Raw genomic sequence first — 15,930 nt, 5'->3', positions numbered from 1 at the left:
TCGTGGCGTTTAGAACCTTTTCGCTCTCAATATTTAAAATTGTTCTAAGATTAGTCTTTTTGTTTAGAAAATGTGCAATGCTTATTTCTAAGTTGCTAGAATTGTATGAAATTTTTTGGCCTCTAGGTTGCTTATATATATGGAAATAAGAGCATGGGGGAAGAAGTGAAGAGAGTTTTATCTTTAATATTTATTTTGGCATTATCTACTCAAACATTTGGCCTATCTTTAGAAGAGTATAATACTCAAGTTGAAAAAATCAATGCGACAATCAAAGATGAACAGATGCGTTCGCTTGTAAAGCAAGAGCTTGCAAAGGAAATCGCAAAATCACTCAGTCCTAAAAAAGAGGAAGTGCAGGTACAAGAAGTAGTTGTCGAAGCACCAAAGCAGGAGTTAGATGCAACAACTCAACAGCTACATAATGATATAAATAGTACTAAAGTGATGATTGCCCCTGAGCTTGAAAGCAGTAAAGATAACCTAAAGGTTCAACTAGGAATTAGTGCTATTTCTTCGACTGTTGATTATTATGGCGCAGATTTACACTTAGTTGGTAGTGAGCTTGCTGTTAGTGGCGTTAAAAAAATAAATAATCATAAATTTCGTATTGGCCTTTCAATCCGTACAATGGAAGCAGATTCTATTACATTAGAAGATGGTTTTGATTATGATATTTTAAATGAGATTGAATATTCGGGTGCAGGAGTGAATTTATCTTATACATATATGCTTACTCGTGGGTTTGGTCTTGGTGCTTATTCTTCGTTCAACTATGGAGAGACTGATTTTTGTGATGGTGGCCAATGCTATAATTTAGATACAACAATTAGTGATCTTGGTGTGAGAATGGATTTTAAGATTGCAGCATGGAACCCATACTTAACATTAGGCTATTCTTTATATAATATTGATGGGTATAAGTTTGATGCGGCCACGGCGTACTTAGGGTTGCTTAACTTTGAGTTCTAGTGAGTTCTAGTGAATTTTAGGTAATTTTAGGAAATAGATGAATCAATTTGATCTCTTTGGTACAAATGAAAATGAAGAAGTCGTTTACGATCTAAAAGGTGGTACTGCGATTTACTATCCTAATTTCTTTGCAAAGACTAAGATTGAATTTGATGACTTGAGAAATTCAATTAAATGGCAAGAAGGTGAAATCACACTATATGGAAAAACACATGCAATACCAAGGCTCCATGCTTGGTATAGTGATGATAAGGAATATAGTTATTCTGGTGTAAAGCTTCCCCGTATCGACTGGAATGACAAACTTAGTGTTTTGAAAGAAGAGATCGAAAAGATAACGAAGCATCAATTCAATGGGTGTCTCTGTAACCTTTATCGAGATGGATCCGACTATGCAGCTTGGCATAGTGACGATGAGGCAAGCCTCGGGCGCAATCCTGTGATTGCATCGGCATCTTTCGGAGAGTCTCGTAAGTTTGTTTTAAAGCATCGCTTTGATAAGTCTATAGAAAAGGTTGAAATTAATTTGGAAGATAAAAGTCTTTTGATTATGAAAGGAGCACTTCAACATAATTGGAAACATCAACTCAATAAAACGGCAAAGCAAGTTGATGAAAGAATTAATTTAACTTTTCGCTATATCGTCGACTAGCTCTCCCACCTCTTTGAGCTCCAATCATAGAGCTGGTAAGGTGTGTAGCGAGACTTGTATTTCATAAATTCGTTTTCTTCAATCCAGTAACCGAGATAGTAATATTCAAGTCCCATATTCTTTGCATGGATAATTTCAGCAAGGGCGCCTAGATGCCCAAGACTCATTTTTTCAAAACTCGGATCGTAACAAAAGTAAACGCTACTTAAAGCATTTTGGGATTGCTCCAAAATTCCAAAAGCGATGAGTTTATTTTCGAAAAATATTTCGCTAAGAAGTTGAGTTCCTGTAAAGCGATAAAACGTTTCCTTAAATAGTAGTTCGTTATCAATAATTGTAGCATCGATACTGTCGACAAAGCGGTTTTGTCCATGCAGACGATAGATTTCAAAATGCTTTTGTCTATATAGCAGCGGCGAAAACTTAACCTGTAAACCTTTGTTATGATTTCTCTTTAAAAATTTTGACTGGTTTTTTGTGAGGGAAAATTTTTTTAACTCGACTCGTATTGGAATACATTTCTGACAATTTGGGCATAAAGGTCTAAAGATGAATTGACCAAATTTACGCCAGCCGCGCTCAAGTAGAAAGTCTAGTTCGGTATCACTTAACTCTGAACTAAAGAAGAACTCATGTTGTTCCATCTCTTCTTTTAAATATGGACATTGATCAAGATCGCTAATTCGAGGGCTTAGAATCATTTTCATTGAATCATGATAGCATTAATTAGGTCTTTGATGGAAGGCTTCTTGCTGTTTTATAAGCTCTTTTAATGGCGCTAAAAATTGTTTAACTTGTACTTCATTTATTTCACCAAGGACTTCAAGAGTTACAGCGATGGCCTCAAGTGTAGAGAGGTGAGTTTCACCACATGACTTTCGAATACTTTGATAGATTGTTTTCTGGTCATCTAGCTCGAGGTGATAGCATGGTAGCTCACTTAGGGCCGGCCAAGTATGATAGATTTTTCTGGCCTTCTTCCACGTACCGTCAAGAACGACGATATTCTTGCTCTGAAGTAAGTGAATATTTTCAGCATTTAATGGGATTGAATTTTCATTTTTAAAAAGTAGAAATGGCCTTGTCTCTCTTATTTCTTGGATTCGTTCTTCTGTGATATTTTCACTTGAGACAAGTTCAATATCAGGTGCAACTAGCTTGGCCAACCTCGCTGTATTGAACGGATGAAGGGCCTCTTTTTCATCTTGGAAAATAATCAATTTATTTTTTAATGTCACATTTTCAATTGTGTGACATAGACACAGCCCTTGTGGACGTTGGCATTTTTGACAATGATTTCTCTTGGCCATAGTTTAGATATTTAGTTCTTTATTGTACTTATCCATTAAGATTGGCTTTCTGTAGTACATAATGAAATAGATAATTGGGTAAATGAGTAAATCAAATGCAAAATTTTCTGTTTTATATTTGATATTATCAGTGATCTTAGTTTTCCCATTTCCAATATCGCGAATATGATAAGTATGAATCCACATTGTGAAAGGAAATGGAGTTTCGATGGCCTCTGTTCGAATAATGATCCCATCAGAAGTTTCTTTCTTTTGAGTGACTTCGATTACCCAAGATTGGTAGTGGCCAAGGATCGAAGTAATTAGATGAGTCTGATCAGAAACTGAATTACCATCAAAGCGTGGGACTTCCAAATTGATAAATGGAGGTGTTGCTTCTTGCATAGTATCTGCATTGAAATTATTCAGAATTTCATCGACACTCGCATTTACAATGGTATTTATAACTAAACTCTTCATGTTCTAGAATTATACATCTGATCTTTATTTTACTCAATAAGCAGACTCTAATGTTTAAAAATAATTGAAAAACTTAACACAAAGTTAATTTTAACTGAGTTTGGAAATCTATAACTAACTTAAGTTGATGTGAATTGATTCATATGGCCAAATATAAGTACTGATGACTACCAAAATATTTTGGCAAGGAGTAATAATGAATTTAAAAGAAAGACTAAAGCTAGAAGAAAAAGAGGCCAAGGAGCTTGTGAAGGCTTATTGGCATTTTTCAAGGCCAAAGCCAAAGAAAACAGAAAAGACAAATGAGGATGATGAGGAAAAGCTGGGAAAGCAGGTGGGCCTAGTGCTGAACGAGTAAATGTAGTTCGAGATCTCGCGGAGAGACGTAAGCAGAAAGAGGCCTTAAAGAAAAAACAAGAAGAACTTAGAAAGAAAGCAGAAAAAGAGTTAGAAGAATTTGAAAAGTCTGGAGATAATTCTGATAAGAAGGTAGGTAACTAATCTCTACTTTAGTGCTTTTGTTACACAGTATGTAAGTCTCTTGTCTCCAGGGTTAAACTCTTGGAGGCAATTCTCATAAATTTTAGTCGATAATTCATCACAATTATCCATTCTCTCTTTAATACAATGGAATGAAATTAGTTGTTCAATCTCGATTCTCTGCTCATTAGGATCAACAGGAATTACTGGTGAAACTTTTTTAGGAGCAGGTTTCTGCCTTTTCGTTTTAATCGTGATTTTAGTGTCTCTGTGATAGCTGCGCTCTTGCTGTTTGCGCTTTTTAGTGATTTCTTCCCATTTTGCCGCACGAAGTTTCTTATAATAGAGTAGCTGCCTCTCTCTTTGAGTGAGAGGCTTCACTGGTTTTTGCTTCGTAGCACATGAAGTGAGTACTAATGCGATAATGGAAAATTTAAAAATCTTTAATTGCATCAACTAGGTTTTCGTCGTCAATAAATGGATTGCGACTATTTTGAATTTCATAGATTCTGTTATTAATACTTTCTTCAAAAGTATCAACAGGGTCTTCCTTGTGCCATTTTCTTAAATAGAATTCTTGGGCCTCATCAATTGGAAGATTATAGCGAGTTGAGAAGTAGAATAGTGCTCTTGCAATATTACCTCTGATTTCTTCTGGTGGTTCAAATGAAGTCGTTGTCTCATTCTCGTAGTTTACTTCTCCAATGTGAGAATCCTGACAATTTGAATTAACAACTCTACCAATTACTTCACCGAATGGGTGATTGCTGCGAGAAGAGTTAGCACGTGAGTTTGCTGGAAAAAGGTGGTGCAAATCATTTCTTTGAGTATTCTTATCTTCTCTTGGATTAAATCTTGATTGTGGCCAGCTGTGTTCACAGTTGATTACTTGATGATTTGGAATTTGCATTTTTCCAACACCATCTCTTTCTGTGACATCTTGGTTACAGTAAACATCTTTTACATAGAGACCTCTTGATGAAGTCTGTAAATAGATATCACCAAAAAGATACTTTCTAGCTTCTTTGTAATTTCTTGGCGTTCTTTGAAGATAACAATTTTTCTTACCTGAGCAATCAGCTGCAAGTAAGTCATTTTTATTTGGTGTTCTAATATGAGCAGAAACCAATATTTCTCTAAGCTTTTCTTTTATCTTAAGAGAAGTATTTAAACTGTTCTTGTTGGCTTTTTTAAGAGTATTAGAGATGAACTGCGCTGTATCCTCTGGGTAGTAAGAGTGATTCGTCAGTTGGGTTGAGTTGTATGCAGCAGATGCGCTAAAACTCATTTGAATGTAAATAAACACCATAAGGTGACTAAGCTTAGTCATTTTAATTCCTTCCTTGGAATAGTTCTATGTTAACAAGAAAACATATCTTGGCCAATAAAAAAACCGAGCAAGAATTGGCCCATAAAAATTGTATCGGGGCAATTTAAGAAAAATAAAATTGTAAGTCTGCTCTCTATCGCATATGCGAATCTTGTGTTAAATTGAAAAGATATCATTCACCAGTTCAGATGTAAGAAAATTTATGAAAAGGAAATACTATGGCTGTATTGGCAAGTAAAATTATTGGAGTGGGTTCTTACGTACCACCACAAGTTTTTAAAAATTCAGATATCGAAGAGATGATGAATACTTCAAATGAATGGATCGTTCAGCGAACGGGAATTGAACAACGTCACTGGGTTGATGCAAAGACTTCAACTTCAGATCTTGCACTTAAGGCAAGTGAAGAGGCCATCGCAAATGCTGGCATCAAAAAAGAAGATATCGACATGATCATTTTAGCAACTTTATCTCCTGACTTTGACTTTCCAGGAACAGGTTGTTTTCTACAAGATAAGCTAGGTCTTTCAGAAATCCCTGCTATCGATATTCGTCAACAGTGTTCTGGTTTTCTTTATGCCATGACTGTTGCTGATAAATTTATCGTTAGTGGATCAAATAAGAATATTCTTGTTGTTGGTGCAGAAGTGCATTCAAAAGGTTTAGACCAAACTCCAGATGGACGTAATGTTTCTGTTCTTTTTGGTGATGGTGCTGGTGCAATTGTTATGAGTGCAACAGAAGTTAATGATAAGAAGACTGAGCCTTGTTTTATCGATGCTTCTCTTCACAGTGAAGGAAAGTATGCTAAGGAGCTTTGGCTTCCTGCTGCGGGAACTGGTTTTGATTCAACAGAAAGACTTTCTCAAGAAATGTTTGATGAAAAACTTCACTACCCACAAATGAATGGGAAGACTGTTTTTGTTCACGCTGTAAAAAGAATGACAGAAGCACTTTCAAAACTTATGGCCAAGAATGGTGTAAGCGTTGATGACGTTGATGTTTTCTTATTCCACCAAGCAAACTTAAGAATTAATTCTAAAGTTGCAGAGGTGATGGGAATTCCTGAAGAGAAAGTTTTCAATACAATTCAAAAATATGGAAATACAACTGCTGCGACAATTCCTTTGGGAATGCACGATGCGATGAAAGAAGGTGTTCTAAAGCCAGGGATGCTTGTGGCAAGTGCTGCATTCGGTGCTGGGTTTACTTGGGCCGCTTCTCTTTATCGCGTCTAAGGGTGCCATGCACCTTTGGTTTCGCAACTGTTAAAAAGCCTCCGTACTGGAGGCTTTTTTATTTCTTATTTTTTAATTCTTTCATATGGTCAATGAATGCACGAAGGGTCGGGGACATATGCTTTCTATGTGGATAGTAGAGGTAGTAGCCAGAGCTTGTTGCGATATATTTTTCAAGAAGTAAAACAAGCTTTCCTTTATTGATATAATCTTGAACATTACCGCGCTCAGTGTAGATAATTCCCACATCTGAAAGTGCCGCTTCTCTAATATTTTCCGAGTTGTTTAAAATAATATTCCCATTTATTTTTACACTAAATTCTTTATTCTTTTCTTCAAACTCCCAACGCTCATAAATACTATTTCCACTTCCAAAACGGTGGCGAACACAATTATGTTCTAAAAGATCTTTAGGGTGCTTCGGAGTTCCATTTTCTTTTAAGTACTTTGGTGAAGCGACGGCGACAAACTCAATTGGCCCAAAAAGTTTTAAAGCAATTAGGTCTTTAGCTAAGATATCATCAATGCGAATTCCTGCATCAAAACCTTCATCGAATATATTTGTGGCCTGATCATCTGAGAAGATATCAATTGTGACATCAGGATATTTTTTTAAGAAGCTACTTATATGTTTAGAAATGTAATAAGGATAAAAAACTCCAGGCATATTTAACTTAAGTGTACCAGTTGTCGACTTACCAAAGCTCTTTGCATTTTCTTGGGCAGTAATAATCTGCTCCATCGCTGGCCCTGCTTGATCAAGAAATATTCGCCCCGCTTGAGATAAACTAACACTTCTTGTTGTTCGAGTAAGAAGTGTTACTCCCATTTTTTCTTCCAAACTTGAAATCATTTTACTAATTGCTGGGGGAGAAACTTGTAGTTCTTCAGCGGCCGCACTAAAGCTTCTCTTTTCAGCAACGACTTTTAGAGCAATGAGCCCGTCAAATTGGTCCTTATTCATTAGTAACCCTTAGTTAATGATTCTTTAAGTATTGTGCCATTTATCGAAACAATTTTCTAGCCTAAAATCCATTTATAAACAAAAGGAGCTTGATGATGGAAGTCTTGAATCTAAAGAATGTATCGAAGTTTATGGTTATTGGCAGCTTGGCCTTCTTGGCGGCGTGCTCAAACCAAAAAATTAAGAAAGGAGATAAAATGAACTTAATTAAAGAATGGGATAAGACCTTTAAAAAGAGTGAACTTGTGGAACATAAGAAGGTGATTTTTAAAAATCGCTATAATATTGAACTTGTTGGAGACCTCTATATTCCAAAGAATACTAAAATTCAAAAGTTACCAGCACTTGCTGTTAGTGGCCCATTCGGTGCTGTCAAAGAACAGTCCTCTGGACTTTATGCTCAAGAGATGGCCGAGAAGGGTTTTGTCACTCTTGCATTTGATCCTTCATATACAGGGGAGAGTGGTGGTGAACCACGTAATTTAGCATCAGCAGAAATTAACACAGAAGACTTTAGTGCAGCTGTTGATTTTCTTGGTACGCGAGAATTCGTCGATCGTGAAAAAATAGGTGTGATAGGAATTTGTGGCTTTGGTGGTTTCGGATTAAGTGCTGCGGCCGTTGATAAGAGAATTAAAGCGGTTGTAACAACAAGTATGTATGATATGTCGGCGGCCATGGCAAATGGAGTTGGGAATACTTTAACAAAAGAAACTCGCACTCAGGCACTAGAGGCCTTAAGCAATCAAAGATATGCTGACTTTGAAAAAGATGCACCAAGTGTTGGGCCACGTAATCTGCCGGAGACTCTTTCTGAAGATGACAATATCGTTATAAAAAGATTTTTTGATTACTATCGTACTGATCGTGGCTTCCACGAAAGATCGATTAACTCGACAACTGGTTGGTCAGCAACTTCACCACTTTCATTTATGAACTTTCCTTTGCTAACTTATGTTAATGAGATTTCACCTCGTCCAATTCTCATTATTGCAGGAGAAGAAGCACACTCTCTTTATTTCAGTAAGGATGCGTATGCGGCAGCGGCCGAGCCTAAAGAGCTTATGGTTATGCCTGGTGTGAACCACGTTGATCTTTATGACAAAAAAGATATTATCCCGTTTGAAAAAATCACAAAATTCTTTCAGGATAATTTAAAATAGTCTCCAGACTTCTTGACCTCAACCTAGGTTGAGGTCTTATTATGACGTATGCTTAAACGTACATTATCAAGGAGAAGTTAAAATGGAACATAAGTTACCTGAATTACCATGGTCAAAAGATGCACTAGCACCTCATATCTCGGCCGAAACAATTGATTTTCATTACGGCAAACATCACAACGCATATGTAACAAAACTTAATGCGGCCATCCCTGGAACTGAGTTTGAAAATATGTCACTTGAAGAAATCATTATGAACTCTAAAGGTGGACTATTCAATAATGCAGCTCAAGTTTGGAATCACTCATTCTACTGGAATTGTCTTGCGCCAAATGCTGGCGGAGAAGCAAGTGGTGCTGTTGCAGAAGCGATTAATGCAAAATGGGGTTCATTTGATAAATTTAAAGAAGAATTTTCTAACACTGCTGCAACCAATTTTGGCTCTGGTTGGACATGGTTAGTGAAGAACAAGAGTGGAGAACTTGAAATCGTAAATACAGATGATGCTGAGACTCCTATGACTTCAGGTCTAAAAGCTCTTCTTACAATTGATGTATGGGAACATGCTTATTATGTGGACTACAGAAATGCAAGGCCATCATATATTGATGCGTTCTGGAATCTCGTTAATTGGGATTTTGTAAATTCTAATCTTTAATTAAAATGAAGGCCCTTATAGCAAGGGCCTTTTTATTTGGAAGTTATGGTAGGTATGCGCCACCACAAACAGGTTGGTATGTACCATTTATGTGTGAGCTTTTCTCACTCGCTAGAAAAGCAACAGTGTTTGCAACATCTTCGGGCTGAGCATTTCTTTGTGTCGGCGTTAAAGAAGCTAGATAGTCTTTAAAGTCACTTGGTGCATCTTTTGTCGCTTCAGTCTCAACAAAACCTGGAGCTACAATATTAGATGTAATCTTATGAGGCCCAAGCTCTTGTGCTAGATATTTACTAAAGCTATCAAGTGCTCCTTTTGCTGAACCATGTGCAATAAATGCAGGCATAGGTGATTCAGAAAGAGTACTTGAAATAAAGATCAAGCGTCCAAAGCGATTCTTTTTCATTTGTGCTGCTGCAATTTTTGCAGTGATATATGAAGCACGCATTTCATCATTAAGCTTTTGAGAAAATTCATCCCAGCTTTGTTCAAGAAATGGCTTTGCTGTAAAGTTCATATTTGCATTTGATACAAGAATTGAAACCGGTCCATGATCCTTTTCAATTTTATCAAACATGGCCTGTATTTGTGTTTCATCACGTACGTCAGCTTGAATTGGGTAAGCTTCGCCACCTTTAGAAATGATTTCATTTGCAAGCTCTTGCGCGATCTTTTCGCTATTTACATAATTGATAAATACTCTGTGTCCATCAGCAGCTAAAGCTCTTACAGTCGCTGCTCCGATCCCGCGAGCTCCACCTGTTACTAGTGCGTTCTTCATTCAATCTCCTTTTATTTCATATTGACGTTTAATTGTGTTAATATTCTAAAACCTCAAGTTAGCTTGAGGTCAATAGGAGATTTTATGGCCGAGTTAAATGAATATTTATCTGTTGGAGAACTCAGTAAAAGAAGTGGAGTTTCTATTTCTGCGATTCACTTTTACGAGTCAAAGAACTTACTAAGATGCCATCGTAATAAAGGTAATCAAAGGCGTTTCCATCGTCGTGAACTTCGTATTCTTAGTTATCTAAAGGTTGCACAACGTATTGGTCTAAGTCTAGAAGAGATAAGAGAAGCATTTAAAAGCATTGAGAATAAAGAGAATCTCACTGCTAGTGATTGGAAGAAACTTGGCCGTAGTTGGCAAAAGGTTTTGGATGAACGTCTTCAATTAATTGAAAGAACAAAGTCACAGCTTGGATATTGTATAGGATGTGGTTGTTTGTCTTTAAAAGATTGTCCTTTACGTAACCCTGATGATGAACTTGGTCAGGAAGGTACTGGGCCACGTCTTCTAATGAAAGATTAGTAAGTGATAGTTAATGATTCATAAACTATAGTGTCATTTATTGAAACAATAATTTATCCCATAATTGATTTAAATAATAATTCAATGTGGAGATCAATTATTCGTGTTAAATCAAAATAAAAATTCATGGGGAGCTATCTGGGCCATGACTCTTGGGATCTCAAGTGTCATGATTGCAGAATTTCTACCTGTAGGCCTCTTAACTCCTATGGCCAAGGATCTTGCTATAAGTGAAGGTTTTGCTGGGCAAACCATTACTGTTACTTCCATTTTTGCAGTTTTAACGAGTTTAACGATATCTTATGTGACTAGAAAGGTTGGCCGTAAAAACTTACTGATAAGCTTATCAGCACTAGTTGCTATTTCATCTGCTATCGTTTCTCTTTCCCCTAATCTTGTGATTCTTCTTATCGGTAGAGGACTTTTAGGGATTTCTCTCGGTGGAATATGGTCAATGGCCGCTGCCCTTGCAACACGTCTTGTTTCCAAGGATAATCTTCCTAAGGCCCTTTCAATTATTTTTGGAGGAGCTTCATTCTCAACGATGCTGGCCGCACCACTTGGAAGCTTTCTTGGCCAATACTTGCACTGGCGTACGATTTTTCTCATTGATTCATTAATAGCAATTATCTCAATGATTTGGCTTTTTAATAGTATGCCAACTCTAGCGGCAAATTCTAAGGTTAAGTTCAAAACAATTTTTAAAACTTTATCAAGGCCTTCGGTCAAAGTCGGTTTACTTGCTGTCGCTTTAACTTTTTGTGGACGATTTGCAACGATCACATATATGAGACCCTATCTTGAAAGTACGATAGGCCTTGATGTAAAGGGGATATCGTTAGTCTTCCTTCTCTTTGATGCTGCCTATTTTATTGGAACATTTATTGCCGCTGAAATAGTAAAAAGAAGTTTAACTTTTGCATTAAGTGTTTTTCCATTATTACTTGCTCTCGCTTCACTTGCACTCGCATTTAATGAAACGAGTGCTATCGAGGCCGGAGTATTAATTTTCTTATTGGGGATTTCTTTTGCTCCCATTCCTGTCGGTTGGTCGACATGGGGGACAAAGATTGCACCTGATGATACGGAATCAATCGGTGGTCTTTATGTTGCCTCAGTGCAAACAGCTGCTGGAATAGGAGCTTTTGCTGGAGGAATTCTTTACGATAAAAGTGGTTCATTTGCAGTCTTTTCAATGAGCAGTTTGTTCTGGTTTGTCTCTGCAATACTTACTTTCTTATTTGTAAAAACCGTTTTTAATAAAAATGAAGATGAAGTTGTTGAAAATGTCATCGCATAATAATCTTGGAGGTTAGTCATGAAAAATGGATTTGTTTTAACTTTAATTTTGTCTCTAGGGCTTATGAGCTGTTCAGGTATTACAAATGCCAATGGTGAAGCTCAAGGCGAAAAGAAACTTATGGAAATCACACCAACTAATAAGACCATTAAGTTTGATAGTAGCTCTCCTGTCTTTACTGGTAATGTACTTCTTAGACCTCTTTTTGAAACTCATGACACTTCAGATTTAACTGGTGGTGAAGTGACTTTTTCAAAAAATGCAAGATCCGCATGGCATACACACCCGAAAGGACAACTTCTTGTTGTCACAAAGGGACAGGGAGTTGTTCAGCAATGGGGTGAAAAAGCGCGAGTCATGAAGGCCGGTGATATTGTATGGACTCCAGCAGGAGTTAAGCATTGGCATGGAGCCGATAATAAAAATACAGTCACTCACTTGGCTTTACAAGAAAAGAAGAATGGTAAAAATGTCATTTGGATGGAAAAAGTTAGTGATAAGCAATATAAGGATGGGCTTAGGAGCATTAGGAGTAAGAAGTAAAGTGAAGATACGAATCAAAGTGGATGACCTTGAATTTGAAGGTATTCTTGAAAACACTAAAGTAGTTAATCAACTACCTCTTGAAGTCGATGTTGAAGACTATGCTTCTAATGAGAAGATCTTCTATCTTACAAAAAAGCTTTCTATGGAAGATGAGCCTGCGGGGTATAAGCCTCGTGTTGGGGATATCTGCTACTATTCTCCATGGGGGAATGTTGCGATATTTTATAAAGATTTTTCTTACTCTACTGGCCTCATAAAGCTGGGGGAGATTACTGAGAATGTCGATAAGATTAAGAATATTAAAAACTCAAAACTTAAAATTGAAATTATAGAATAAAAAAAGCCTCCGGACTGGAGGCTTTGTATTTTGCTTTTTTATTGGCAGTAGTTGTAGTCGCGGAAGTAGCGAGCACAGAAGTTTTGTGGGAAGCGACAGTCATCCATATTGCTTGACCAGTAGCTTGCGCTTTGACAGTACTTTGTGTCTTGTTTTTCAACATTAACAATGAACTTTCCAGTAGCAACTTCGCGTCCATTTTTTTCTAGCTTGTACTCGATTTCATTTTCACCGTAGTAGTTAAGTAGTGGCCTTTGAAGTAGAGTGTAGATCCAAAGATTGAACTTCTTTGAACTTTCACCTTTTTCAGCATCAAATGAAGATGACTTCGATTTTTTGCGTCCCTTGTGGTCCTTGTAGTATAGAGTTACTTCATCTGCATCAACTCTTTCACCTTCGTCTAGAACAAAGCTTGAAAACTCAGATGGGCTTAAGTAATTTGCACTACAATTTACGTAGCGAATTTGGTGCTGATTTCTGTCATTACATGTTAAGCGGATACTCCCTTCAACAGGGTTGGAAGCTAGATCATTTCCAATTTGAAGTCCTGCACCGAAAGCAGGCAGAAGCATTAGTAAACTAATTAGTACTTTCATTATAAACTCCTTTTTATAATCCTATTAATGATATTAAGGAGTTTTAGTTTATGCAATTTTATCTAGCTTAAAGATAGAACTTGTAAGTTTATGGCCTAAAGCTCACGCGCCTTAAGTTTAGCGTAATTGTAGATCAATTCACGCCAGTTTTGCATTAGGGCAGGGGCCGTAAGCTTAACAAGTTTAGGATCACTTGGAATATAATCGTAAAGAAAGTATTCCATGGCAAATTGGATTGTTTGCATGCCGATATATAACTCAGTAAAGAAGTCGATATCACCCTTTTGATAATAGGCGATTAATTCGGCAACGTCTTGGTGGTATTCACATGAACCGCATCCGCTGCACATTCCGTAGTTTTCAACAAAGGCCAGGTGCTGCTGAGTTTGAGTTGCAATAACTTGCTCCCTCTCATCTGCGTCTGCACTAAAGCTCTCAACTAATTCAAGTGCACGTTCCGGATACTGATTGATGGCCATGAAAATGCGTTCATAGAATGTAGCGTATAGGGAAGTAAAAATTGAGTCTTCAATTAGGTAGTAGAAGAAGTCTTCTGTGGATTTTGTTCCTGCTTTTAAGTTTTCATAACTAGCAAGGGCCATCTTAAGAGGTGCATCTTCAAACTCTTCTAATTCAAAGAAGATTTTTGCAAGCTCCTGTTTGCCAAGATCGAATTCACTCTTTTGCTTAAATTTTGAAAACATGAACGCCTCCACATAAGTTCTTGTTCTAGATTTTATCAAATTAAATTAAATCAAGAACTTATGTGGAGTGAGTGGCAGAAAGTGCCAGTCTTATGGGCAAGGTATAGTAAACACCTTGTGTATTTCCTCGATGCGATTCAGAGTGTCGCTATCAAGAGTCACTTCACTTGTGGCAAGGTTCTCTCTTAATTGCTCCATTGTCGTAGCACCGATGATATTTGATGTATTAAATTCACGCTTGTTCACAAAAGCTAGTGCAAGAGTTGCAGGTGAGAGTCCAACATCGTTAGCAAGTTCGACATAAGCTCTGATTGCATTTTGTGCATGTTCTGAAGAGTAGCGAGTGAAGTATTCACCGTATTTAGTTAGGCGAGAGTTTGCAGGTCTCTTTCCATCTAGATACTTTCCAGAGAGTGCGCCAAAAGCAAGAGGTGAATAAGCAAGTAATCCAACCTTCTCACGAATTGCCATTTCTGCAAGACCAACTTCAAATGAGCGATTAAGTAGAGAGTATGGATTTTGAATTGAAACTGGGCGTGCAATATTTGTTTCTTTGGCCGCTTCAAGATACTTCATAACTCCCCATGGTGATTCATTTGATAGTCCCCAGTGGCGAATCTTGCCTTCTTTGATAAGTTCATCCATGGCCTCGACTCTCTCATTGAAGCTCACTTCAATCTCAGGAGTGATATGCTCATAATTTAGACGTCCAAAGAAATTTGTCACACGCGATGGCCAGTGAATTTGGTAGAGGTCTAAGTATTCAGTGTTAAGTCTTTTTAGAGAAGCCTCACAAGCTGTTTTAATATCGCTTTTTGAAAAGGCGATCTTTCTAATGTCACTATTTCTAATATAGCTATCCATTGATCCAGGGCCTGCAACTTTAGAAGCAAGAATAAACTTGTCTCTATGAGTTTGCATCTTATCCCATTTTCCAATGAATTGTTCTGTCTTTGTGTATGTACTTTGTTGACCAGGAACTGGATACATTTCAGCTGTATCAATAAAGTTAACTCCATAGTCGAGCGCTAGATCAAGTTGTTCATGGGCCTCTTCAATGGTATTTTGTTCACCCCATGTCATTGTTCCAAGACAAATTTCACTAACTTTTATATTTGTATTTCCAAGTTGATTAAATTTCATAATCCCTCATTTATATTTATTATTGCTGCTTTACCATTTCTTCTAATGGAAGCTGTGTTTGTTTCTTGATGTAATTTACTAGAGTAAAAATAATAATAACTGTTACAATTAAAGTTGGAACAGAGATCACTGGAAAGCTAAGTGCTGTCATTCTTCCTAAGCTCTCATTAAACTCAACTGTACCTGGTGCTCCTTTAAGGACGATGGCCGCAAGAACATAATTTAAAAATGCTGATAGAAAGAATGTTGAAGAAAAGTAGAATCCTGCAATGTGAATCTTTTGTTTGAAGTCGTCGTGTAATCCTCTTGCTTCAAAGGCCATGTGGATTTTTTCCATATCAAAAATTTGTTCAAATAAAGTTCTAATAAGTGGCTTCTTTGTGAATTGAGAAGCAAGTACAAAAAGACCAATTACAAGTGGAACAGCAGTTTCTTTTACAATCATCCATGTGCGATCTAATTCCAATAAACCGATTCCTCCTGTTAGAAGAACGCTCACAAGACCAATGGCCGCAATCCAGTTAAACTTTCTTTTAGAGATAAAGTCCCATGCTCCATATAAAAGAGGAAAGGCAAGGGCGATGATCAGAGCATTTACTTGACCTAGTTTTTCAGGCCCTGAAAATTTTGTAAGTATCACCGATGGAATAACAACATTACAGAGAATGTTGATGAACGGGTTTTCATTTTTATTTTGAACGTTATTCGTTTCAGTCGAATCTGACATTTATAATCCTTTTATAATTTGCCCTTCATAATACCTAAA

Annotated in this window: 21 protein-coding genes; 10 read left to right on the top strand and 11 right to left on the bottom strand. The window is 37.1% G+C overall.

Features of this window, described 5'->3' with window-relative positions:
* Positions 1-165: 165 nt before the first annotated feature.
* Both ACMAYS_RS03095 and ACMAYS_RS03090 read left to right on the top strand, forming a co-directional pair.
* Positions 166-972, top strand: coding sequence for a hypothetical protein (locus ACMAYS_RS03095; protein WP_392991608.1), 807 nt, complete (start codon positions 166-168; stop codon positions 970-972).
* Between the two features lie 37 nt (positions 973-1,009).
* A complete protein-coding gene (locus ACMAYS_RS03090; RefSeq protein WP_412462721.1) occupies positions 1,010-1,624 on the top strand; it encodes an alpha-ketoglutarate-dependent dioxygenase AlkB family protein in 615 nt (204 codons plus the stop codon).
* Here ACMAYS_RS03090 and ACMAYS_RS03085 read toward each other — a convergent pair.
* The 3 genes from ACMAYS_RS03085 to ACMAYS_RS03075 are packed head-to-tail and all read right to left on the bottom strand — an operon-like array spanning position 1,621 to position 3,393.
* Positions 1,621-2,331 carry an arginyltransferase gene (locus ACMAYS_RS03085; protein ID WP_412462720.1) on the bottom strand — a complete coding sequence of 237 codons (711 nt, stop codon included), beginning with the start codon at positions 2,329-2,331 and terminating at the stop codon, positions 1,621-1,623. The genes ACMAYS_RS03090 and ACMAYS_RS03085 overlap by 4 nt on opposite strands.
* Before the next feature lie 15 nt (positions 2,332-2,346).
* Positions 2,347-2,934 (bottom strand): tRNA-uridine aminocarboxypropyltransferase, encoded by a 588-nt coding sequence (locus tag ACMAYS_RS03080; RefSeq protein WP_392991612.1) that lies wholly within the window; start codon positions 2,932-2,934, stop codon positions 2,347-2,349.
* A 3-nt stretch (positions 2,935-2,937) separates the two neighbouring features.
* Entirely contained in the window at positions 2,938-3,393 is a 456-nt protein-coding gene (locus ACMAYS_RS03075; RefSeq protein WP_103217510.1) for a hypothetical protein, read from the bottom strand.
* Positions 3,394-3,589: 196 nt separating this feature from the next.
* Between ACMAYS_RS03075 and ACMAYS_RS03070 the strand changes: the two genes are divergently transcribed.
* Positions 3,590-3,751: a hypothetical protein gene (locus ACMAYS_RS03070; RefSeq protein WP_158246838.1), complete on the top strand. Its 162-nt coding sequence runs from the start codon at positions 3,590-3,592 to the stop codon at positions 3,749-3,751.
* 146 nt (positions 3,752-3,897) lie between these two features.
* Here the strand turns inward: ACMAYS_RS03070 and ACMAYS_RS03065 are convergent, their stop codons facing one another.
* Both ACMAYS_RS03065 and ACMAYS_RS03060 read right to left on the bottom strand, forming a co-directional pair.
* Positions 3,898-4,326, bottom strand: coding sequence for a hypothetical protein (locus ACMAYS_RS03065; protein WP_412462719.1), 429 nt, complete (start codon positions 4,324-4,326; stop codon positions 3,898-3,900).
* Positions 4,307-5,203: an endonuclease I family protein gene (locus ACMAYS_RS03060; protein WP_103217508.1), complete on the bottom strand. Its 897-nt coding sequence runs from the start codon at positions 5,201-5,203 to the stop codon at positions 4,307-4,309. Before ACMAYS_RS03060 ends, ACMAYS_RS03065 begins: the two co-directional genes overlap by 20 nt.
* 218 nt (positions 5,204-5,421) lie before the next feature.
* Between ACMAYS_RS03060 and ACMAYS_RS03055 the strand changes: the two genes are divergently transcribed.
* A complete protein-coding gene (locus tag ACMAYS_RS03055) occupies positions 5,422-6,441 on the top strand; it encodes a 3-oxoacyl-ACP synthase III family protein (RefSeq protein ID WP_412462718.1) in 1,020 nt (339 codons plus the stop codon).
* 58 nt (positions 6,442-6,499) lie between these two features.
* Here ACMAYS_RS03055 and ACMAYS_RS03050 read toward each other — a convergent pair whose 3' ends face one another.
* On the bottom strand, positions 6,500-7,405 hold the full coding sequence (locus tag ACMAYS_RS03050; RefSeq protein WP_412462717.1) for a LysR substrate-binding domain-containing protein: 906 nt from the start codon (positions 7,403-7,405) through the stop codon (positions 6,500-6,502).
* A gap of 95 nt (positions 7,406-7,500) precedes the next feature.
* Between ACMAYS_RS03050 and ACMAYS_RS03045 the strand changes: the two genes are divergently transcribed.
* Together ACMAYS_RS03045 and ACMAYS_RS03040 are read left to right on the top strand one after the other, a co-directional pair.
* Positions 7,501-8,568: an alpha/beta hydrolase gene (locus ACMAYS_RS03045; protein WP_412462716.1), complete on the top strand. Its 1,068-nt coding sequence runs from the start codon at positions 7,501-7,503 to the stop codon at positions 8,566-8,568.
* A gap of 82 nt (positions 8,569-8,650) precedes the next feature.
* On the top strand, positions 8,651-9,226 hold the full coding sequence (locus ACMAYS_RS03040) for a superoxide dismutase (protein ID WP_412462715.1): 576 nt from the start codon (positions 8,651-8,653) through the stop codon (positions 9,224-9,226).
* Between the two features lie 43 nt (positions 9,227-9,269).
* On the opposite strand, the gene ACMAYS_RS03035 is transcribed toward ACMAYS_RS03040, so the two are convergent.
* Positions 9,270-10,007 carry an SDR family NAD(P)-dependent oxidoreductase gene (locus tag ACMAYS_RS03035; protein WP_412462714.1) on the bottom strand — a complete coding sequence of 246 codons (738 nt, stop codon included), beginning with the start codon at positions 10,005-10,007 and terminating at the stop codon, positions 9,270-9,272.
* 84 nt (positions 10,008-10,091) lie between these two features.
* Here ACMAYS_RS03035 and soxR point away from each other — a divergent pair, with 84 nt between their 5' ends.
* The 4 genes from soxR (at position 10,092) to ACMAYS_RS03015 (ending at position 12,721) form a co-directional block, all read left to right on the top strand.
* Entirely contained in the window at positions 10,092-10,538 is a 447-nt protein-coding gene (gene soxR / locus ACMAYS_RS03030) for a redox-sensitive transcriptional activator SoxR (protein WP_393090599.1), read from the top strand.
* Between the two features lie 103 nt (positions 10,539-10,641).
* Positions 10,642-11,838, top strand: a complete 1,197-nt coding sequence (locus ACMAYS_RS03025) for an MFS transporter (RefSeq protein WP_412462713.1) — start codon at positions 10,642-10,644, stop codon at positions 11,836-11,838.
* A gap of 18 nt (positions 11,839-11,856) precedes the next feature.
* Positions 11,857-12,381 (top strand): cupin domain-containing protein, encoded by a 525-nt coding sequence (locus ACMAYS_RS03020; protein WP_412462712.1) that lies wholly within the window; start codon positions 11,857-11,859, stop codon positions 12,379-12,381.
* A 1-nt stretch (position 12,382) separates the two neighbouring features.
* The gene (locus tag ACMAYS_RS03015; RefSeq protein ID WP_412462711.1) at positions 12,383-12,721 is read left to right on the top strand and encodes a cyclophilin-like fold protein; all 339 of its coding nucleotides are present in this window, start codon (positions 12,383-12,385) and stop codon (positions 12,719-12,721) included.
* 38 nt (positions 12,722-12,759) lie between these two features.
* On the opposite strand, the gene ACMAYS_RS03010 is transcribed toward ACMAYS_RS03015, so the two are convergent.
* The 4 genes from ACMAYS_RS03010 to ACMAYS_RS02995 all read right to left on the bottom strand — a co-directional run bounded on the left by ACMAYS_RS03010 (position 12,760) and on the right by ACMAYS_RS02995 (position 15,891).
* Entirely contained in the window at positions 12,760-13,317 is a 558-nt protein-coding gene (locus ACMAYS_RS03010; protein ID WP_103217501.1) for a hypothetical protein, read from the bottom strand.
* Positions 13,318-13,412: 95 nt separating this feature from the next.
* Positions 13,413-14,021, bottom strand: a complete 609-nt coding sequence (locus ACMAYS_RS03005; RefSeq protein WP_392991623.1) for a hypothetical protein — start codon at positions 14,019-14,021, stop codon at positions 13,413-13,415.
* A gap of 90 nt (positions 14,022-14,111) precedes the next feature.
* Complete coding sequence (locus ACMAYS_RS03000; RefSeq protein ID WP_412462710.1) at positions 14,112-15,164, bottom strand: NADP(H)-dependent aldo-keto reductase; 1,053 nt, start codon at positions 15,162-15,164, stop codon at positions 14,112-14,114.
* Positions 15,165-15,183: 19 nt separating this feature from the next.
* Complete coding sequence (locus tag ACMAYS_RS02995; protein ID WP_392991627.1) at positions 15,184-15,891, bottom strand: VC0807 family protein; 708 nt, start codon at positions 15,889-15,891, stop codon at positions 15,184-15,186.
* Positions 15,892-15,930: the final 39 nt, after the last annotated feature.

The organism is Halobacteriovorax sp. RT-2-6 (assembly GCF_047085025.1).
GTDB lineage: Bacteria > Bdellovibrionota > Bacteriovoracia > Bacteriovoracales > Bacteriovoracaceae > Halobacteriovorax_A.
This window is presented reverse-complemented; position numbering and strand designations above follow the sequence as displayed.